The organism is Burkholderia sp. GW821-FHT14F03 (genome assembly GCF_058803765.1).
Window position 1 is genome coordinate 45,960 of the sequence record NZ_JBXAPG010000029.1, and the last position, 20,391, is coordinate 66,350.

The window sequence follows — 20,391 nt, forward strand, 5'->3', positions numbered from 1 at the left end:
CACGGTGATCACCGGCGCGCGACCGCGCGCCATCGGTATATCAGCCTCGGGCTCGAAATCTTCACTCCCAGGGTAGGTAGTCAAATGCCGCAGCAGCGTCACGCCGCTCTCGTGCTGACACCTCCAGGTAGGGCGAGACGTGATCGATGTGCGAGCGCCCCAGCAGCAATTGACCACCGCGCCCACCACCCTGCTGATCGGCGGCTGATCAGCTTCGCAGCGCGCACGGCGTACACGCCCCGCCCCCTCACGCCCCCCGATACTGCAAAGTCCCCAACAGCACCTGCCGGCAGTTGCGCACCATCGTCTCCTCCGAATCGCGATAGCCGGTCAGCAGCCACGCCGCGGCGAGGTTGGTCATCGCGCCGACCAGCCCCAGCCCGATCAGCCGCTGGTCCGCGCGCCGCGCGGCATCCTCGGTTTCGAGCGGCTGCGCGAACGACATGATCATCCAGCCGAACTCCAGCAGATTGCGCTGGTAGGTCAGATCGGTCTCGGCGCTCACGCCCATCACCTCGAACAGCAACACGCGCGCCGCGCACGTATCGCGCAGGAACGCGAAGAACGCGCGCAGGCCGGCGTCGATGCGCGCGTCGAGCCGTTCGTGCCCGCCCGCCTCGACCGCCTGCCGCACCTGCGCCCTCAAGCCCTCGGCGTGGTGCTGGTAGGTCGCGCGCAGCAGCGCCTCGGCGCTCTCGAACTCGGCATAGAAATAGCGGTCGTTCAGCCTCGCCTCCTTGCACAGCGCGCGCACGGTGGTCTTGCGAAAGCCGGTCGTGCCGAACAGCCGGGTGCCCGCCTGAATCAGCGCCGCGCGCCGCTCCGCCGCCCGCGCCTCCGACGACACGCCGCCATAGGGCCGCCCCTTGCGGGGTGTTTCGAGTGTTTTCTCCATTTCCGTGATTTGACAACAGCCAGCGCCAAAACTAAAGTGGTGACACGATACACCACATTTAAGGCCATCGAAGCCGGACAGACAAATCCCCAGGGAGGGACGTCGGATGAGGAGTTTTTCGGACAAGGTCGCCGCGATCACCGGCGCCGGATCGGGCATGGGGCGCAGTCTCGCCGTGGAACTCGCCCGGCGCGGCTGCCATCTCGCGCTCAGCGACGTCAATCCGGAAGGGCTGGCGCAGACGGTCGCCGCCTGCACGCCCTACGGCATGCGGGTGGCGTCGCAGCGCGTGGACGTCGCCTCGCGCGAAGCCGTGTTCGCCTGGGCGCGCGCCGCCCACGACGCGCACGGCCGGATCAACCTGGTCTTCAACAACGCGGGCGTGTCGCTCGCGGCGAGCGCCTCGGAGGCGTCCATCGAAGACTTCGAGTGGATCATGGGCATCAACTTCTGGGGCGTCGTGCATGGCACCCAGGCGTTCCTGCCTTATCTGCGCGCGTCGGGCGACGGCCACGTGATCAACACGTCGAGCCTGTTCGGCCTGATCGCGATGCCGACCCAGAGCGCCTACAACGCCAGCAAGTTCGCGGTGCGCGGCTTCACCGAAGCGCTGCGCATGGAACTCGAACTCGAAGGCGCGCCCGTCAGCGCGACCAGCATCCATCCGGGCGGCGTCGCGACCAACATCGCGACCGCATCGCGCATCGACACGAGCATCCATGCGCTGACCGGCCAGGACAGCGACGCGCACCGCCGCTCGGCCAACCGGCTCATCAACGTGACGAGCGCCGATGCGGCGGCGCGCCAGATCCTGGCGGGCGTCGAACGCAATGCGCGGCGCGTGCTGGTCGGCGCGGACGCGCGCCGCCTCGACCGGCTCGCGCGCCTGCTCGGGTCCGCCTATCAACTGCTGGTGCTGCGCTTCGTCCGCCAATCGCGCGCGCGCCACCTGCGGCGCGGCGCGGACGCCTCGTCGCGCGATCTCGATTCCTCCATCCGCAAGGACCCCGCATGAGCCCCACCGCCGATCGGCCCGCCGCGCGCGACGACGCCGCCACGGATTTCGATGTCCTGATCGTCGGCGCCGGCCTGTCCGGCATCGGCGCCGCCTATCACCTGCGCGAACGCTGCCCGTCCGCGCGCGTCGCGATCCTGGAAGGACGCGGCGCGATGGGCGGCACCTGGGACCTGTTCCGCTATCCGGGCGTGCGCTCCGACTCCGACATGTTCACGCTCGGCTACAGCTTCCATCCGTGGCACAGCGCGCTGGCGATCTCCGACGGCGGCACGATCCTCGACTACATCAAGGACACCGCGCGACACTTCGGCATCGACCGCGCGATCCGCTATCACCACAAGGTGACGGCCGCCAACTGGGATTCCGCGAGCGCGCGCTGGACGGTGCACGTGCAGCGCGACGACGGCGCGGGCCAGACCGCGGAAATCCGCTACACCTGCCGCTTCCTCTACATGTGCAGCGGCTACTACGACTACGAGGAAGGCCACGCGCCGCGCTGGCCGGACATGGAGCAGTACGCGGGCCGCGTCGTGCATCCGCAGCACTGGCCCACCGACCTCGATTACGCGGGCAAGCGCGTCGTCGTGATCGGCAGCGGCGCGACCGCGGTGACGCTGGTGCCGTCGATGGCGGGCGCCGCGCGGCACGTGACGATGCTGCAGCGCTCGCCGACCTACATCGTGTCGCTGCCCGCGCGCGACAGGATCGCCGACGCGCTGCGCCGCTGGCTGCCGGCCGGCTTCGCGCACAAGCTGGTGCGCACGAAGAACGTGCTGCTGACGATGTATTTCTACAATCTCGCGCGCCGCCGCCCGGACGCGACCCGGAAATTCATCCTCCGCGCGGCGGGCCGCCAGCTCGGCCCGCAGTTCGACGTCAACAAGCACCTCGCGCCGCGCTACCAGCCCTGGGACCAGCGCCTCTGCCTCGTGCCGAACGGCGACCTGTTCAAGGCGATCCGCGCGGGCAACGCATCGATCGTCACCGACGAGATCGAACGCTTCACGCCCACCGGGCTGCGCCTGAAAAGCGGCCAGCGCCTCGACGCCGACGTGATCGTGTCCGCGACCGGACTCAAGCTGAAACTGCTGGGCGGCGCGGCGATCAGCGTCGACGGACGGCCCATGCAGTTGTCGGACAGCGTGTCGTACAAGGGCATGATGTACAGCGGCGTGCCGAACCTCGCGTCGTCGTTCGGCTACACGAACGCATCGTGGACCTTGAAGGCCGAGCTGATCGCGCTCTACGTCTGCCGGCTGCTCAACCACATGCAGGCGCACGGCTACGACAGCTGCGTGCCGCGCGCCGACGCCGCCGGCATGACACTCGCGCCCGCGGTCGACCTGACCTCCGGCTACATCCAGCGCGCCGCCGCCGTGCTGCCGAAGCAGGGCTCGCGCAATCCGTGGCGCTCCCACCAGAACTACGCGCGCGATCTCGCGACGCTGCGCTTCGGCTCGCTGATCGACGACGCGATGCATTTCGAGCGCCGCCGCGCGCCGCTCGCCGCCCTCGACGACACCCCGCAACCCGCCTACGACGCAAGGTGACCCCGTGATAACGACGCTTCTCTCCGCTTTTGTCATCGTGCTCGCGGCGCTCGTCGCGTTCACCTTTTACACCGCCGGGCGCATCACGCGGCTGTTCCCGCCCGAGGGCAAGTTCATCGACATCGGCGCGGACCGCCTGCACTACGTCGACTACGGCAGCGGGCCGCCGATCGTGCTCGTGCACGGCCTGTGCGGCCAGCTGCGCAATTTCGCCTACCTCGACCTGCGGCGGCTCGCGCAGTCGCACCGCGTGATCGTGGTCGACCGGCCCGGTTCCGGCCGCGCGACGCGCGGCGCGCGTTCGGGCGCGAACGTGTATGCGCAGGCGCGCACGATCGCGATGTTCATCGACGCGCTCGGGCTCGACCGCCCGGTCGTGGTCGGCCACTCGCTGGGCGGCGCGATCGCGCTCGCGGTCGGCCTCAACCATCCGCGCCAGGTCAGCCGGCTCGCGCTGATCGCGCCGCTCACGCACGTCGAGACCGAGCCGCCCGGCCCGTTCCGCGGGCTCGCGCTGCGCTTCGCGCTGGTGCGCCGGCTGGTGTCGTACACGCTCGGCATCCCGGTGTCGATCCTGCAATCGCGCAAGGCGATCGACATGATCTTCGCGCCGGAGCCCGTGCCGAAGGACTTCGCGGTCAAGGGCGGCGGGCTGATGGGCCTGCGGCCCGACGCGTTCTATGCCGCCTCGTCCGACCTCGTCGCCGCGCCGGACGACCTGCCCGACATGGAGCGCCGCTACCCGTCGCTCGAGGTGCCGGTGGACATGCTGTTCGGCCGCGGCGATGTGATCCTCAACTGGCAGCGCCACGGCGAGGCGCTCAAGCGCAAGCTCGACAGCGTGAACCTGAAGGTGGTCGACGGCGGCCACATGCTGCCCGTCACGCAACCGAACGCGACCACGGAATGGCTGCGCGACGTCGCGGCCGCGCCGCGCGCGCAGGCGGAAATCCAGCCGGCCGGCCAGCCCGGCTGACCGCGCGCGTCAGTCCGCCTGAATCGCGCGGCGCAGCGCCAGCGCGATGCCGCGCGCGGCCAGCGTGACTTCGTCGAGCGACGGGAACGACGGTGCGATCCGCAGGTGCCGGTCGTCCGGATCCCGGCCGTGCGGATAGGCCGCGCCCGCGGGCGTGAGCACGAGCCCCGCCTGCGCGGCCAGCTCGACCGTGCGCCGCGCGCTGCCGCGCGGCCCATACAGGCTGATGAAGTAGCCGCCCGCCGGCCGTGTCCACGAGACGTCCGGCACCCCCTCCAGCAGCTCGCCGAACGCCGCGTGCACCGCATCGAACTTCGGACGCAGCAAGGCGCGATGGCCCGCCATCAGCGCATCGACACCGGCGCGGTCGCGCAGCGCGCGCACGTGGCGCAGCTGGTTCAGCTTGTCGGGGCCGATCGTGCGCACCGACACATGGCGCGCCCACCAGTCGAGGTTGTCCTTCGACGCGGCCAGGAAAGCAACGCCGCCGCCGCCGTACGTGACCTTCGACAGCGAGGCGAACACCAGCGCGCGATCCGGATGACCCGCGGCCGCGCACGCGGCGAGCACGTCGGGCGTCGCGTGCGCGGTCGGCGTCAGGTGGTGGAAGCGATAGGCGTCGTCCCAAAACAGCCGGAAGTCGGGCGCGGCCGTCGGCATCGATGCGAGCCGCCGCACGGTCTCGGCCGAATAGATCGCGCCGGTCGGATTGCCGTACAAGGGCACGCACCAGATGCCCTTGATCGCGGGATCGTCGCGCACCTGGGCCTCGATGAAGTCGAGATCCGGACCGTCGTCGCGCATCGGCACGTTGATCATGCGGATCCCGAGCGACGCGCAGATCGAGAAGTGGCGATCGTAGCCCGGCACCGGGCACAGGAACGCGATGTCGCGCCACGGCGCGCCGCCCGGCACGCCGAACAAGGTCGCGAATACCAGCGCGTCGTGCATCAGTTCAAGGCTCGAATTGCCCATCGCCGCGACCTGCGCCGGCGCGACGTCGAGCAGCGCGGCGCCGAACGCGCGCGCCTCCGGCAAGCCGAGCGGCAGCCCGTAGTTGCGACAATCGATGCCGTCGCGCGACAGATGGCCCGGCGCACCCGCCGCGTCGAAGCACGCGGTCGCGAGATCGAGCTGCTCGGGCGAGGGCTTGCCCCGCGACATGTCCAGGCGCATCCCCGACTGCATGAAGGCTTCATACGTCATCGTCATTCCCTAGCTCTCCGGCCGCGCGCGGCGTCTGGTTTCGATCGGCCCAGTATGCGCGCGCCCTTGCATTCAGACAAACGCGTTATATTGATCCTTTCAATCAGTTTTTCTGATAGCCATGAAAGCCCTCGACCTCGATGTGCTGGCGATGGTGGTTGCCGTCGCCGATGCGGGCAGCTTCGTGCGCGGCGCGGCGCTCGTGCATCGCTCGCAGTCCGCGCTGAGCATGCAGATCAAGACCCTCGAAAGCGCGCTCGGCAAGACGCTGTTCGTGCGCGGCCCGCGCAGCGTCACGCCGACGCCCGACGGCCACACGCTGCTCGCCTACGCGCGCCGCATGCTCGCGCTGCGCGACGAGGCCTGGGCCTCGCTCGTGCATCCCGAGGTGAAGGGGCGCGTGACGATCGGCGTGCCGGACGACTATGCGTCGTCGCTGCTGCCGCCCGTGCTGCGCAAGTTCTCGGCCAGCTATCCACGCGTCGAGATCCAGGTGATCGGGCTGCCGAGCAGCACGCTCGTGCCGCTGCTCAAGGACAACAAGATCGACCTCGCCTGCGCGACCCGCATGCGCGGCCTGCGCGGCGTCCCGATCCGCGCGGAGCCGATGGTCTGGGCCGGGCCGCCCGCGGGCGGCAAGGAGATCTGGCGCGAGCGTCCGCTGCCCGTCGCGCTGTTCGGCACGGGCAGCGTCGCGCGCGCGAACGCGATCCGTGCGCTGGAACGCGCGCGGATCCCCTATCGCACGTCCTACGAAAGCCCGAGCCTGATGGGCCTGTGCAGCATGGTCGAGGCCGGCCTCGCGGTCGCGCCGCTCGCGCGCTGCGCGGTGCCCGCGCACTTCTCCCAGCACGGGGCCGCGCACGGGCTGCCGCCGCTGCCGGACCTCGACATCGTGCTCGCGCGCAGCGCGCGATCGAACCGGCCGCCGTGCGATTTCCTCGCCGACCAGATCCTCGCGGAACTGCGCGCCTGAACGCGCCGGACCCATGCGCGCGCAACCATCGCGCGTCCTGCATGCCGATTGAAAACATGTGTCGCCGGGCCGGTACGGCACGTTTTCTGCTTGTTAAATCGGCGTGCGCCACGCCTTGATTCAGATCAAGCCCGTCGACCGGGATACGTCGCGGCAGGCATCGGTCAAATCGACCGACTGCGCCGCCGACGCCCATTCCGACGGGCCTGCCGCGCGGCCCGCCACGAGCGGCCGGCGCCCGTCGAGCACTTGCGCACGAGCGTTCGTCAGCCGCTTGTCATGCGGATCGTCAACCTTTTCGCGCTATAGTGAAATGAACAATCAACCGCTTTATACACAAGCACCGCCGGCCGCCCGACCCTGCGCGCCGGCGGCCGTCGTGCCCACCCGCAGACAGGACACCCCGGGATCATGCGTATGCCCTCTGCCTCAGCCAGCCGCTGCCTGAACGCGTCCGCGACACGCCTGCTGACTCCGATGGGCGTCGTCATCTACGGCATGCTGCTGCTGGTGTTCGTCTGGGCGCTGTGCGCGCGGGTGCTGTACGAGTCGCGCCACGACGCGTACCAGCGCGCGCGCGAGAACGCCCGCAACCTGGTGCTCGTGCTCGAGCGCGACATCGCCCGCAACATCGAGCTGTACGACCTGTCGCTGCAGGCGGTGGTCGAGGGGGTCGGCGACCCCGAGGTGATGGCGCTGCCCGCGCCGATGCGCGCCAAGGTGCTGTTCGATCGCGCCGCGTCCGGCAAGTATCTCGGCACCATCTACGTGATGAACGAGTTCGGCGACATCGTGCTCGACGCGCACCAGATTCCCGCCCGCGCCGGTAATTTCGCCGATCGCGACTACTTCAGGTATCACCGCACCCACCCCGGCCGCGAGCTGTTCATCAGCGCGCCCTATGCGTCACGCATGCGCAACGGCGCGCTGACGATCGCGCTCAGCCGGCGCGTGACGCGCGCCGACGGCTCGTTCGGCGGCGTGGTGGTCGGCACGCTCAGCATCGACTATTTCCGCGCGCTGCTCGACGGCCTGTCGGTCGGCCCGGGCGGCACCGCCGCGATCATCGAGACGAACGGCCTGATGATCAACCGCCTGCCCTACGACCGCGCGATCGTCGGCCGCAATGTCGCGGATTCGCCGCTGTTCCAGCGCGCGATGGTCGAGAGCGAAGGCGCGTTCAGCGGCATCGCGTCGATCGACGGCACGAGGCGCCTGTTCGTCTACAAGCACCTGCCGGGACTGCCGATCATCGTCGACGTGGCGCCGGCGGAAAGCTACATCTATGCGGAATGGCACAAGCGGCTCGGGCGCATCACGCTGCTGCTGGTGGTCTTCAGCGCCGTGATCGTATGTGGTGCGCTGCTGCTCGCGCGCGAGCTGGGCTGGCGGCAGCTCGCCGAGTCGCAGCTGCGGCGGCTCGCGCGCACCGATGCGCTCACGGGCCTCAGCAACCGCGGCGCGTTCGACGAGACGCTGCACAGCGAATGGAACCGGGCCCATCGCACCGGCCGGCCGCTGTCGCTGCTGTTCGTCGACATCGACCAGTTCAAGCCGTACAACGATTACTACGGGCACCAGTCGGGCGACGACGTGCTCCGGGCGGTCGGCCAGTGCCTGCGCGAATGCGTGCGCCGCGCCTCCGACGACGTCGCGCGCTACGGCGGCGAGGAATTCGTCGTCACGCTGCCCGACACCGACGAGCAGGGCGCGACGCTGATCGCGGAAAACGTCCGGCGCACCGTCTACGATCTCGAGATCGAACATGTCGGCAGCCCTTACGGCCGGCTCACGGTCAGCATCGGCGTGGTGACGTCGCGCCAGGACAGCGCGCCGAGCGACGTCGCGCTCGTCAGGCTCGCCGACGCCGCGCTGTACCAGGCCAAGTCGATGGGCCGCAACCGGGTCTGCGACACCTTCAGCGGCTGAACGCGGCCCGTAGGGCACAATAGGCGGACCGGCGCAGCGCCGCCAGCCCGTCGACGACCACCATGCCCGAGCCGCATCCCGTCCCGCCCACCCGCGCCGCGCGATTCGCGCGCACCGCGCGCCGCCTCGCCGGCGCCACGCTGCTCGCCTGCGCGGGCGCGCACGCCGGTCCGCTGACGCTCGAGATCGGCGGCAACCTCGGCCACCCCGCCGATCCGCGCAATCCCGTCTACCACTTCGACGAAGCCGCGCTGCTCGCGCTGCCCGCCGCGCGCATCGAGACCTCGACCAACTGGACGCCGCGGCGCACCTGGCAAGGGCCCCGCCTCGAGGACGTGCTCGCGCGCGCCGGCGCGCACGGCAGCGCGATCAAGGTCTACGCGTACGACGACTACCGCGAGGAGATCCCGATGGCGCTGATCACGCGCTACCACCCGATCCTCGCGTACAGCGGCGACGGCAAGCGTCTGGCGCTGAGCGACTTCGGTCCGCTCTTCATCGTGTTCCCGCGCGACCAGTATCCCGGCGAGCTGAGCGGCGTGACCAGCCAGCGCCGCTTCGTGTTCCACGTGCGCCGCATCGACGTCAAGCCATGAAATGGTTCACGCAGCCCGCCGGCGACCGGATGCTCGCATTCGTCGGCATCGTGCTCGCGGCCGTCACGGTCCTGTGGCTGTATTTCGGCTACGCGCTCGTCAGCCTCGCGCCGCCCAGTCTCACGGGGCGGCTCGAACAGCAGGAGAACTACTACGTCCCCGTCTCGCAGTTCGAGCAGGCCGCGCTCAAGGCCGAGGCGGCCCTGCTGCGCTACGGCGCGGGGCAGGAGGACTTCGACACCGTCGACGTGAAATTCCAGATCCTCAAGGCGAAGCTCGCGCGCCTGAGCGAGCCCTCGGATTCCACCTACCTGCTGTTGCAGACGCGCGGCTACACGGCCTCGGTCGAGCGGCTCGGCGACATCGCCTCGGACCTGGAACGCGGCCTCGAAGCCGCGCGCCGCGATCGCGCGGCGGCCATCCCGCTCGCCGGCCGGTTCCGCCTGATGGACGAACCGTTCGCCGATCTCGAGATGAACGTCGGCAACGCGGAGGGCCTGCTGCGCGACCGCATGTACACCGACTACACGCACCGCCGCCGTGCGCTGATGAGCGTGAGCATCGGCGTGCTGCTGGTGTTCGTCGGCCTCATCAGCGGCCTGGTGCTGAACGCGCGGCGCATGCGCGCGCTGATGCTGCGGCAGCGCGCGGTGCTGGTGCGCGAGCAGGAGGCCACGCACGCGGCGGCGGAAGCGGTCAATGCGCGCAACGCGTTCCTCGGCATGGTCGGCCACGAGCTGCGCACCCCGCTGCAGAGCATCACCGCGGCCATCGACGTGCTGGCCGACCGCAGCTTCCCGCCCGCCGACCAGCTGATCATCAACCGGCTCGCGCGCGCGGCCGACCAGCTCGACGCGCAGATGAAGGATCTCACCGACCTGTCGCGGATGAACGCCGGCAAGCTCGCGCTGCGCCGCCAGTCGTTCGTGCCGCGCGACGTGCTGCTCGCGGCGATCGAGAGCGTCGCGGACCGGGCGCGGCACAAGGCGCTGTGGTTCGACAAGACGGTTCCCGACGACGAGGCGGTCTACGTGTCGGATCCCTACCGGATCCAGCAGGTCGTCACCAATCTGCTGACCAATGCGATCAAGTACACCGAGCGCGGCGGCGTCGCGCTGCACGCGGCGCTGCTGCGCGGCGAGCAGCGCGACCAGTTGTCGATCGAGATCGAGGACACCGGGCCCGGCTTCCCGCAGGAGCAGGCCGCCCGCATCTTCCAGCCGTTCACCCAGCTCGACGCGTCGAGCACGCGCCGCCACGACGGCGTCGGCATGGGCCTCGCGATCGTGCGTGGCCTGCTGAACCTGCTGGGCGGATCGATCGCGGTCAACAGCACGGTCGGACGCGGCACGACCTTCCAGGTCGTGCTGCCGCTCGAGCGCGCCGCCGAGCAGGACGACCCGGCGCAGCGCGGCGCGCGCGCGCCGTATCGGCTCGCCGACAAGATCGTGCTCGCGGTGGACGACCAGGAGGCGATGCGCGAATCGCTGCGCGCGATGCTCGCCGCGACCGGCGTGCGCTTCGAGCTGGCCGCGAGCGCGGACGAGGCGCTGCAGTTGCTCGCGCGCGGCCGCTTCGACGCGCTGCTGCTCGACATCAACATGCCCGACAAGGACGGGCTCTCGGTCGCGCGCTCGGTAACGGCGAGCGACGGGCCGAACCGGCGCACGCCGATCGTCGCGCTGAGCGCGGCCGGCCCCGAGACGCTGTCCGAGCCGGACCGCGACCTGTTCGAGCACTACCTGATGAAGCCGATCCGCACCGACGACCTGAAGCGCGTGCTCGACGCGGTGTTCTCGCGCGGCGCGCCCTGACGCCGCGCGCTACAGCGTGTTGAGGCGCTTGTTCAGTTCGGCGGCGAGGAGCGGCAGACGCGCGGGCTTTTCGAGCACGTTGACGTCGAACACCGTCATCACGCGCGCGATGTCCGATTCGTCGACATTGCCGCTGTCGAGCTGGCCCGTCAGCAGGAAGATCGGCGCGCGCGGCTTGTCGGAGGCGCGGATGTCCTTGATCGCGGCCTCCGCGGTCTCGCTGCCGAGCAGCCAGTCGAGCACGTAGGCGTCGAACACCGTGTGACGCATCGCATGGCGCAAGCTGCCCGCGTCATAGTAGGCCGTCGCGTCGAAGCCGCGCTCGTTCAGGTACAGGCAGATCGTGTCGGCGGTCTTCAGCTCGCCGCCGCCGTCGCCCAGGTCGTCGTCGACGATCGCGACCGACGGCTTGCCGCTGTCGGCGTGCTTCGGCCGGATCTCGATCAGGTCGACCGCGAAGCGCTGACCGATCGGCGCGGCGTCGTGCGGATAGATGCGCCACAGCTCGCCCACCCGCAGCGCGACATACTCGGGCGGCTTGCCGCCCTTCAGTTCGTCGCCGATCCACGCGAGACAGGTGAGCAGCCGCGTGCCGACGTCGAGCAGCGCGACGCTCGGCTCGCCGCGCGTCTCCTCGCGCGGATCGACGAGCGCAAACACCGGCTCGCCGTAAGCGTCGGCCACGCCGCGGATTTCGCTGAAGGTCCAGGTGCTCTGGCCGCGCATCTTGCGGTGCGCCTGGGCGAAGCTCAGCAACAAGATGTCGGAAAGCGCGCGGGTCTGCTTCTGCTTCGGCACGCCGTGCCGTTCCATCAACTGCGCGACGCGGCTCGCGATCAACGCGTTGTCCTGCATGTTTTGCATAATCGGCTCATGTCCTCGTGTTCCGGGATGCGGGCCGGCGCCCTGCCATCGCCCCCCCGTCCGACGGCTTGTTGGACCGGGGTACGCGTGGATTCTAGAGGGACACCCGACGCCCGCACAGCCCGCCAGCCCACCCAAGATCGCCGCGACGCGACGAAAAACTCACGCGCCGAGAAATAATTCATCGCATATACATGCTTTATATGCAATGCATGAAAACGACATTCTCGCTTCATGCGATTTTCAATGCAAATTTGCGCCAAGAAGCCTCCCTCGCGTGCGACAGGCGTCATCTCGATGAAAAAAAGTATTGCGTTAAAAGAAATGGCGCGATCAGGGCGGCCGGAGCGACGGATTCGCCCCGCCGCGGGCCTTCGTCGCGCATCATTCAGGAATGCGTATCAGCGGCGCGACCGGCGCCGAATGCGGGCCCGGGCCGCCGACTTGGTAAACTGGCGGCGTGTACCGGCCATCGGGCCCTTGTCTTTTCTCTGTCTGTACTCTTCCATCATGCGTGTCGGCCGTCCTGTTCCTGCCCTACCCCAACCTGTGTGCGACTACTGCGGCGCCAAGGCGCTGCTCGCGCGCCACGGCGACGACGCGTATCCCTACCGCGACGAGCATGGCCCGCTGTGGATCTGCCCGCCGTGCGACGCGTGGATCGGCGTGTATCCGCGCAGCCGGCGCAACGTGCCGCTCGGCCGGCTGGCCAATGCCGACCTGCGCCAGGCGAAGTCCGAGTTGCATGAAGCGCTCGAGCCGCTGGTCGCGGCCAAGATGCGCCGCGACGGCTGCAACGCGTTCGAAGCGCGCGCCAAGGGCGTGCGCTGGCTCGCGGGCCAACTCGGCATCGATCCCGGCGCCAATACGATCCATTCGTTCGACGCGGCGCAATGCCGGCAAGCCATGCAATTGATCGCGGCCTTTCACGCGCGTAAATCCGGCGACGCCGATCTTTGACGCATTGCAGCGCCAGCAAGCCGGACCCCGCGAACCGGCAAAGGCGCGCCGCACCATGCACTTACGGGAATATTATTTTTACTTACATATTCCATCGATATATCTCTAAAAGTTTTAGACATAATCAAAAAAAGTTTGACTCATGGTTTTTTTCCTTGATATTGTTTCCGGCAGGAAATGCACAAAAAAGCCTGACACAAGCATCAAAATACACGAAACTGACGAAATACTTCCAAATTAATTACGCCGTATCGAGGGCCAATCCGCTTTTAAAAAGCCGCAACACATTCCCGTTTACCAATTAATTCCCGATTTATCGGCAATCGATTTTCATTGCCCATATATTCTCCTCCCCGGATTCAATCGATTAAAGATGGATTCCGGACGGATGAATCGGCGGACGTGAAAAACGATGCCGCAGCGACGGCCGGCGAACCATCTCCGCGCGACGGCACTGCGCATGCAATCGCTTGACGGCCCCCCGGCACGCCGGGTCCGGGCCGATGAACTGGACGATCCGCACGGCATCGCGCACGGCCTGGTCCGGCCTCCGCGCGAGGGCGTCGTATCGACCCCACCAACCCGGCAGCACCACATCGAGCAGAAACTGATGGAAGCACTTATGCCAGCCATATAGATCGGAATCCTAAAAACCTCATCAATTTGTGCTTAGCATCGGGAGCCATGCTTCGGCGCCATGTCCGCCGTCGCGGGCGCATCGTCGGGACATCCCGACATCTTGCAGGAAGGGGGAGGGCCTCCATGTCGCCGTGAATCTGGTTCGTTGCCTTTGTTATGCGTCGGTTTGCATCACGCGACGCCGCCGCCACGAGGGCGCGGCCGCCGCAGCAGTTCTTCGTCATCATTCTGGAGCACACAATGCAGAGAACTCAGCAAGTCAATCGTCAATCGTCCAACCGCTTCGCCCTCGCGCTGCTGCCGCTCGCCGTAGCGGCAACGCTCGCGCCGCTGTCCGCGCATGCCGCCACCAGCTGGGTGGCGACCCGCACCGATGCCTTCCTGCAGGCCAGCACCCCGGCGGCGGCCGTCGCGCAGTCGCAGGCGCAAGGCGCCTCCGCCGCGGTCGCGCCGACCTACACGCTGAACAGCGTGGGTTCGCCGGCGGTGACCGACACCGTGGTCACGCCGCTCGAATTGAGCCAGCCGCTGCACGTGACGATCGTGCTGAAGAACCGCAATGAGGATCAGCTCGACGCGTTCCTGCACGACGTCAACCAGCCGGGCAGCGCGAGCTATCACAAGTACCTCACGCCCGACCAGTTCAAGGCGCGCTTCGCGCCGACCGACGCGCAGGTGCAGGCGGTCGTCGCCCACCTGAAGGCAAACGGCTTCTCGAACATCCAGATCACCGAGAACAACAAGCTGATCTCCGCGGACGGCAACGCGACGAGCGCGCAGAACGGCTTCCATGCGAGCGTCAAGCGCTTCAACTATCGCGGCAAGCCCGTCTACGCGAACGACTCCGCCGCGCTGGTGCCGTCGTCGCTCGGCACCGTCGTCGAATCGGTGCTCGGCCTGCAGAACGCGGTCGTGCCGCACCGCCTGATCCAGCGCATCTCGCCGAACGCGCGCATCGCGTCGAACGCAGCCGGCAGGAACGCGGCGGCCGGCTCGCAGGTCGGCCACCAGCCGACCGACTTCGCGAAGATCTACGACGCGAGCGGCCTGCCCACCGCGACCAACACCACCGTCGGCATCATCACCTGGGGCGACATGACCCAGACGATCTCCGACCTGAACACCTTCACCAAGAACGCGGGCCTGCCGACCGTCAACACCGCGGTGGTCGCGGGCGGCTCGGGCACGCTCGCCGACGACGGCGATCCGAGCGAGTGGGATCTCGACAGCCAGGACATCATCGGCACGGCGGGCGCGGTCAAGCAGCTGATCTTCTACGCGGCCGTCAACGGCGACAGCAGCGACAGCGGCCTGACCGACGCCACGCTGACCGCCGCCTACAACAAGGCGGTGACCGACAACAAGGCGAAGGTCATCAACGTGTCGCTCGGCCTCGACGAAACGGCGGCGAACTCCGACGGCTCGCTGTCGGCCGACGACGCGGTGTTCAAGCAGGCGGTCGCGCAAGGCCAGGTGTTCTCGGTGTCGGCGGGCGACGCCGGCGTGTACCAGTGGTCGACCTCGCCGCAAGGCGCGCCCGGCTACATCGGCACCTACAACGGCAGCAGCGTGAAGACGACCATCACCCTGACGAAGTACAGCGTATCGTCGCCGGCCAGCTCGCCGTACGTGGTGGCCGTCGGCGGCACCACGCTGTCGACCACGGGCACCACGACCTGGGCCGGCGAGACGGTGTGGAACGAAGGCGTCGCGTACGCGGACGTCGACAGCAACGGCAACCCGGTCGACAACGCCGTGCGGATCTGGGCCACGGGCGGCGGCGTCAGCAAGTACGAGACGGCGCCGAGCTGGCAGACGGCGGCGCTCGGCAGCAGCGTGACCAAGCGCGTGCTGCCCGACGTCGCGTTCGACGCCGCGCAATCGACCGGCGCGTACATCGTGATCAACGGCCAGACCAACCAGCTGGTCGGCGGCACGAGCCTCGCCTCGCCGATCTTCGTCGGCGGCTGGGCGCGCGTCGAGTCGGCGAACAGCAACAGCCTCGGCCTGCCGACCCAGGCGTTCTACCAGGGCATCCCGAGCAACACGGCGTTGATCCACGACATCTCGTCGGGCAACAACGGCTACAGCGGCCACGGCTACAACGCCGCGTCCGGCTGGGATTACGACACGGGCTTCGGCAGCCTCGACTTCGCGAAGGTCAGCGCCAGCTCCGTGAAGTAAGCGCGGTACGCCGGCGCGCTCATCGCGGCGCGCCGGCGCAACAGTCCTCCACGCGATTGCAGGCCCCTCCCCGAAGGTCATGCCGTTCAGTTAAGGATCTTTCTTAGGAAGCGGACGGGATCAGGAGCAGGACGGGACTTGACGGCCCGATCGCATTCGCGATCGGGCCGTTTTACGTCGATGAGCAGCTTGAGGTGTGCGCGGAGCCGCTTGAGGACGGCGGGCAACCTGGCGAAGGCAGGCGTGCGTGCGGCCCACATCCTTTCGTGCTGGATGAGATGGCGCGAGCGAACGAAGCTGAGTTCGCTCGGTTCGCACTTGGCCTCGAAGGCAGCGCAAGCCATTTCGCGACGAATCAGGTTGTAGGCGATCAACGCTCCCCAGATTTCCTGGTAGATGCCGTCGACAGTTCGGCTGCGATCCAGCATGAAGATCAGGTGATCGGTCAGCATCGCGCCAAACGCGAACAGCCCGGCCCGCCGTTTACAACTCCAACTCCAGAAGAAAATACCGTTCAGGTCTTAACTGAACGGCATTACCGCTCAAGCGGGGCTTTTTTGCGCGCGCCGCGTTTGGGGTGGGATGCAAAAAAAACCGCATCGATACTTTTTATCGCGGCAACACCGTTTTTTTCACATCGTTTTTATGCGCGGGCCTGTAGCGTGGAGGGGTCTTGTCCACGCATCGCGGTTCGTCCGCTCAACATGGCGCTCCTCCACGCAATTCCTGTTCCCGACCTGCCGCCGCTTACGCCGCGCCCGCTGACCCGCCAGAACGTCATTCCGTTCCCCGCCCGGCGCGTGCTGCTGCCGGTCACCCTGCCGGTGCGCACTCAAGCGCAGGCGTCGTCCTTGCTGCACACGCTGTTGCATTCACCGCTCGGCGCCTACGTCGTGAACGTCGAGGCCGGCGACGAAACGATCCGCGTCGCCTGCCGTCTCGCGCGCAACGATCTCGGCTTCGCGCTGCACACGCTGCTCGCGACGCTGCCGGAAGCCACGCTCGGGCGCGTGCTCGCCGCCGATCGGGAGGGATACTGAGCATGTTCACAGGTCTCTGGCTGCCGCTCGTCACGCCGTTCCGGCGCGGCGTCGTCGACATCGACGCATTGCAGTATCTCGCCACGCACTATCAGCGCGCGGGCATCGACGGCTTCGTCGCGCTCGGCACCACGGCGGAAGCCGCCCTGCTGTCCGACGCCGAGCGCGAGGCGGTCGTCCGCGCGCTCTTCGACGTCGTCGGCGCGCGCACGCCGATCGTGATCGGCGTCGGCGGCGCGGATACGCGCGCCGTGCTGCGCGAGATCGTGCGCTGGGAGCGCTGGGACAGCGCGGGCTACCTGGTCTCGCCGCCGTCCTACATCTGCCCGGACCAGGCCGGCATCCGCTGGCACTTCGAACAGGTTGCGTGCGCAACCGAACGGCCGATCATGCTGTACGACGTCCCGCATCGAACGGGCGTCACGATCGAACCCGATACGGTCGCGCGGCTCGTCGAGCTGCGCAACGTGCTCGCGATCAAGGAGTGCGTGAAGGACCATTTCGCGCCGCTCGGCGAACTGCCGATCAGCGTACTGTGCGGCACCGACGAGGCGTTCGTCGACTGCCTGAGCGCGGGCGGCACGGGCGGCGTGCTGGCGAGCGCGCATCTCTGCGCGGACCTGCTCGACGATGCGCGGCAGTTGGTCGCCGCCGGGGCGCGCGCGGACGCGCGCAAATTGTTTGCTTGCCTGATTCCGCTACTGAGGTTACTGTTTTCCGCACCGAACCCCGCCGCGATCAAGGCCATGCTGTCATTCGACCATCCGGTTTCCCTTGAAACCCGCATGCCGATCAGCAGCGCATCGTCGGAACTGATCGAGCGGCTCCGCAAGGCACGCGAGCATCTGCAGGACGTGCGCGCGGAATTCGTCCGCACCGTGCACTAGCCGCCAGGCCGCGCCGGCCGCGTGCCGGCGCGTCATCCTTGCCACCCATCATCCACGCGTCGCACGGATTGCATCAGGAAGGGGCGCTCGCAAGGACCGCCATGCGGCGAGCACCCCTTCCTGATGCAATCGCACCGCCGCCGCGCAGGCCCGCGTGGAATCACATGGAGGTCCATCATGAGTCGTCTCGTCGTTGTTTCCAACCGCACCGCCGATCCGTCGAGCGCCTCCGCCGGCGGACTCGCCGTGGCGCTGCGGGACAGCCTGCAGCGACGCGGCGGCCTGTGGTTCGGCTGGAGCGGCAAGCTGCTCGACGCGCCGCCCGGAACCCACTACGACGTCGACGTGCAGCACAGCCAGGCCGGGCCGGTTCAGCTCGCGACCATCGACCTGAGCCAGGACGACCACGACGCGTACTACCTCGGCTATTCGAACAACGTCCTGTGGCCGGTGTTCCACTACCGGCTCGACCTCGCGAACTTCGATACGCGTTTCGCGGCCGGCTACCGGCGCGTCAACCGGCTGTTCGCGCGCGCGCTGCTGCCGCTGCTGCAGCCGGACGATCTCATCTGGGTGCACGACTACCATCTGATCCCGCTCGCCACCGAGCTGCGCGCGCTGGGCTGCCGCAACCGGATCGGCTTCTTCCTGCACATCCCGGTGCCGCCGCCGCTCATGATGGCCGCGATACCCGAGCATGAATGGCTGATGCGCTCGCTGTTCGACTACGATCTCGTCGGCTTCCAGACCCGCGCCGACGTCACGCATTTTACCCGCTACGCGGAAGCCGAGGCCGGCGCGCAGGCGCTCGACGGGGAACGGCTGCGCGCGTTCGATCGCACGTTGCGGGTCGGCGCCTTTCCGATCGGGATCGACGCCGATGAATTCACGACGCTCGCGAACGCCCCGGACGGGCTCGACATGTACACGCAGATGCGCGACGAGTATGCGCGCCGCAAGCTGCTCGTCGGCGTCGACCGGCTCGATTACTCGAAGGGCCTGCCACAGCGCGTGCAGGCGTTCCGCGAGTGGCTCGAACAGCATCCGGCGAGCCGCAAGAGCGCGACGCTGATCCAGATCGCCGCGCCGAGCCGCGAGGACGTCGACGCCTATGACGACCTGCGGCAACAGATGGACAGCCTGTGCGGCGCGCTCAACGGCGACTATGGCGAATTCGACTGGATGCCGGTGCGCTACATCCATCGCAACGTCGAGCGGACCGACCTGCCGGGGCTCTATCGCGCGTCGCGGGTGGCGCTCGTCACGCCGTTGCGCGACGGGATGAACCTGGTCGCGAAGGAGTTCGTCGCCGCGCAGGACCCGGAGGATCCGGGCGTGCTCGTGTTGTCGCGCTTCGCCGGCGCGGCCGAGCAGCTGACCGATGCGCTGCTGGTCAATCCTTACGATGTGCAGGGCACGGCCCGCGCGATCGAGCGCGCGCTCACGATGCCGCTCGACGAGCGGGTCCGCCGCCATGCGGCGCTGCTTGCCGTGATCCGCTCGCAGGATGTGCATTGGTGGAGCGCAAGCTTTCTTGGCGCGCTCGAGGACATCGCCGTGGCGCCGGCGAGCAGCGGCGCGCTTTCCGTCTAGGGCCGGGCAGTCCTGTTCCGGGCGCTGTCGGGCGGCCCGGCGCGGTCCGGCTCCATCAGGCGCGCGAGGCCGCGATCATCCTCCGGAATCCTTTCGATTGCCGGACGCGCATCCCGCGCCCGGCATGCTCACAGGTTAGTGCGCGCGGCTGCGCCGGGACGGGCGGATCGCGCCGAATTCCGCCTCCGGCAGGGTCTGCATCAGCAGGGACATGATTTCCATCACCCGCCCCGCCTCCAGTTCGATCTGCAGCGACGCCTGGCCGTCCCGGTTGTCGATCGTCGCGACATAGAGATTCATCTCGCTCCCCAGCGCGCGATGCAGGGTCTGCCGCGCGGTGCGCAGATGCCGGCTGTCGATGAGCACGGTGACGAGCCGCGCCCGCCCGTGGTCCGCCTGCGCGACGCGCCGCCTCGCGACCGGGCGGTTCAGGTGAATCGTGCCGGACCGGCCGGCAGTCGGAACGGGAGCGAGCTTGCGGAATGTCATATAGACGGGCGGAGCGGGCGCCGAACGTCCGCTCCTGGCTGTTGAACACGTCTCGATGGTAACGAGCGCGGTGAAAAGAGCGTGTAAAGAGCACGCGGCGCGGCGCAAAGAAGCTCTAGTTTCGCGGGCGCGGATGTCGTGCACGGGGCGCGTACGTCGTGTGCCGTAACATCCGCTGCGGCGTTACGTAGCGTCGCGGGAACATCGAATATCGAGGGCGGCATCAGGGTTTGCATCAATGCATTTTATTTGGATGAGGAAAAGGGATACGACGGGTTTCCAGACCTGATCCGGATGCGCGTTGTCATTTATGCAATGGTCCGGAATTTGCTGTGAAGGTTCGCGGTGAATAACTTCGGGGGCCTTCCATGCGTACGATACTCACCAGGACAACTATCGCCATTGGCGTCTCAACCCTGCTCGCGCTGCATGGCTGCGGATCCACGGACAGCATTCCGCCGCTCACCAGCGCCGGCGGAACGGTCAAGCCCACGACGTCGGGAACTTCGGGGACGTCGGGCACTTCGGGATCCTCGGGCGGCGGCGGGACGTCGGGGACTTCCGGTAGCTCGGGTACTTCGGGTACTTCGGGTACTTCGGGTACTTCGGGCACTTCGGGCACTTCGGGCACTTCGGGCACTTCGGGCACTTCGGGCACTTCGGGCACTTCGGGTACTTCGGGTACTTCGGGTACTTCGGGTACTTCGGGTACTTCGGGTACTTCGGGTACTTCGGGTACTTCGGGTACTTCGGGTACTTCGGGTACTTCGGGTAC

At 68.0% G+C, this 20,391-nt stretch carries 16 protein-coding genes and 2 pseudogenes; 12 read left to right on the forward strand and 6 right to left on the reverse strand.

The window, feature by feature from the left end; all coding sequences use genetic code 11:
• Window positions 1–247: 247 nt before the first annotated feature.
• Window positions 248–895 (reverse strand): TetR/AcrR family transcriptional regulator, encoded by a 648-nt coding sequence (locus tag AC1RQF_RS20275; protein WP_273996856.1) that lies wholly within the window; start codon window positions 893–895, stop codon window positions 248–250.
• A 106-nt stretch (window positions 896–1,001) separates the two neighbouring features.
• Between AC1RQF_RS20275 and AC1RQF_RS20280 the strand changes: the two genes are divergently transcribed.
• The 3 genes from AC1RQF_RS20280 to AC1RQF_RS20290 are packed head-to-tail and all read left to right on the forward strand — an operon-like array spanning window position 1,002 to window position 4,439.
• Window positions 1,002–1,910, forward strand: a complete 909-nt coding sequence (locus AC1RQF_RS20280) for an SDR family NAD(P)-dependent oxidoreductase (protein WP_492872813.1) — start codon at window positions 1,002–1,004, stop codon at window positions 1,908–1,910.
• On the forward strand, window positions 1,907–3,463 hold the full coding sequence (locus AC1RQF_RS20285; protein WP_492872814.1) for a flavin-containing monooxygenase: 1,557 nt from the start codon (window positions 1,907–1,909) through the stop codon (window positions 3,461–3,463). Before AC1RQF_RS20280 ends, AC1RQF_RS20285 begins: the two co-directional genes overlap by 4 nt.
• Window positions 3,464–3,467: 4 nt before the next feature.
• A complete protein-coding gene (locus AC1RQF_RS20290; protein WP_273996859.1) occupies window positions 3,468–4,439 on the forward strand; it encodes an alpha/beta fold hydrolase in 972 nt (323 codons plus the stop codon).
• A 9-nt stretch (window positions 4,440–4,448) separates the two neighbouring features.
• Here AC1RQF_RS20290 and AC1RQF_RS20295 read toward each other — a convergent pair whose 3' ends face one another.
• Window positions 4,449–5,651, reverse strand: a complete 1,203-nt coding sequence (locus AC1RQF_RS20295) for an aspartate aminotransferase type Ic (RefSeq protein ID WP_273996860.1) — start codon at window positions 5,649–5,651, stop codon at window positions 4,449–4,451.
• 115 nt (window positions 5,652–5,766) lie between these two features.
• On the opposite strand from AC1RQF_RS20295, the gene AC1RQF_RS20300 reads away from it, so the two are divergent.
• From AC1RQF_RS20300 to AC1RQF_RS20315, 4 genes are all read left to right on the forward strand, one after another.
• Window positions 5,767–6,621: a LysR substrate-binding domain-containing protein gene (locus AC1RQF_RS20300; protein ID WP_273996861.1), complete on the forward strand. Its 855-nt coding sequence runs from the start codon at window positions 5,767–5,769 to the stop codon at window positions 6,619–6,621.
• Between the two features lie 417 nt (window positions 6,622–7,038).
• Window positions 7,039–8,550 (forward strand): sensor domain-containing diguanylate cyclase, encoded by a 1,512-nt coding sequence (locus AC1RQF_RS20305; protein ID WP_492872815.1) that lies wholly within the window; start codon window positions 7,039–7,041, stop codon window positions 8,548–8,550.
• A gap of 62 nt (window positions 8,551–8,612) precedes the next feature.
• Window positions 8,613–9,146, forward strand: coding sequence for a putative pterin-binding protein (locus AC1RQF_RS20310; protein ID WP_492872816.1), 534 nt, complete (start codon window positions 8,613–8,615; stop codon window positions 9,144–9,146).
• A complete protein-coding gene (locus AC1RQF_RS20315) occupies window positions 9,143–10,960 on the forward strand; it encodes a hybrid sensor histidine kinase/response regulator (protein ID WP_492872817.1) in 1,818 nt (605 codons plus the stop codon). Before AC1RQF_RS20310 ends, AC1RQF_RS20315 begins: the two co-directional genes overlap by 4 nt.
• 9 nt (window positions 10,961–10,969) lie before the next feature.
• Here AC1RQF_RS20315 and AC1RQF_RS20320 read toward each other — a convergent pair whose 3' ends face one another.
• Entirely contained in the window at window positions 10,970–11,824 is an 855-nt protein-coding gene (locus AC1RQF_RS20320; RefSeq protein WP_273996865.1) for a helix-turn-helix domain-containing protein, read from the reverse strand.
• A gap of 510 nt (window positions 11,825–12,334) precedes the next feature.
• Here AC1RQF_RS20320 and AC1RQF_RS20325 point away from each other — a divergent pair.
• Both AC1RQF_RS20325 and AC1RQF_RS20330 read left to right on the forward strand, forming a co-directional pair.
• Window positions 12,335–12,784 carry a zinc-finger-containing protein gene (locus tag AC1RQF_RS20325; RefSeq protein ID WP_273998426.1) on the forward strand — a complete coding sequence of 150 codons (450 nt, stop codon included), beginning with the start codon at window positions 12,335–12,337 and terminating at the stop codon, window positions 12,782–12,784.
• Between the two features lie 879 nt (window positions 12,785–13,663).
• Window positions 13,664–15,607 carry a S53 family peptidase gene (locus tag AC1RQF_RS20330; protein ID WP_273996866.1) on the forward strand — a complete coding sequence of 648 codons (1,944 nt, stop codon included), beginning with the start codon at window positions 13,664–13,666 and terminating at the stop codon, window positions 15,605–15,607.
• An 86-nt stretch (window positions 15,608–15,693) separates the two neighbouring features.
• On the opposite strand, the pseudogene AC1RQF_RS20335 reads toward AC1RQF_RS20330, so the two are convergent.
• Window positions 15,694–16,026 (reverse strand): annotated as a pseudogene (locus tag AC1RQF_RS20335) (IS4 family transposase); the annotation flags it as partial.
• Window positions 16,027–16,044: 18 nt separating this feature from the next.
• Here AC1RQF_RS20335 and AC1RQF_RS20340 point away from each other — a divergent pair.
• The 3 genes from AC1RQF_RS20340 to otsA all read left to right on the forward strand — a co-directional run bounded on the left by AC1RQF_RS20340 (window position 16,045) and on the right by otsA (window position 19,127).
• Window positions 16,045–16,647, forward strand: coding sequence for a hypothetical protein (locus AC1RQF_RS20340; RefSeq protein ID WP_273996867.1), 603 nt, complete (start codon window positions 16,045–16,047; stop codon window positions 16,645–16,647).
• Between the two features lie 2 nt (window positions 16,648–16,649).
• Window positions 16,650–17,534 carry a 4-hydroxy-tetrahydrodipicolinate synthase family protein gene (locus tag AC1RQF_RS20345; RefSeq protein ID WP_273996868.1) on the forward strand — a complete coding sequence of 295 codons (885 nt, stop codon included), beginning with the start codon at window positions 16,650–16,652 and terminating at the stop codon, window positions 17,532–17,534.
• 177 nt (window positions 17,535–17,711) lie between these two features.
• Window positions 17,712–19,127, forward strand: a complete 1,416-nt coding sequence (gene otsA, locus AC1RQF_RS20350) for an alpha,alpha-trehalose-phosphate synthase (UDP-forming) (protein WP_273996869.1) — start codon at window positions 17,712–17,714, stop codon at window positions 19,125–19,127.
• Window positions 19,128–19,262: 135 nt separating this feature from the next.
• On the opposite strand, the gene AC1RQF_RS20355 is transcribed toward otsA, so the two are convergent.
• Both AC1RQF_RS20355 and AC1RQF_RS20360 read right to left on the reverse strand, forming a co-directional pair.
• Window positions 19,263–19,760, reverse strand: coding sequence for a hypothetical protein (locus AC1RQF_RS20355; RefSeq protein ID WP_492872818.1), 498 nt, complete (start codon window positions 19,758–19,760; stop codon window positions 19,263–19,265).
• A gap of 160 nt (window positions 19,761–19,920) precedes the next feature.
• Window positions 19,921–20,391: pseudogene (locus AC1RQF_RS20360) on the reverse strand (hypothetical protein); the annotation flags it as partial.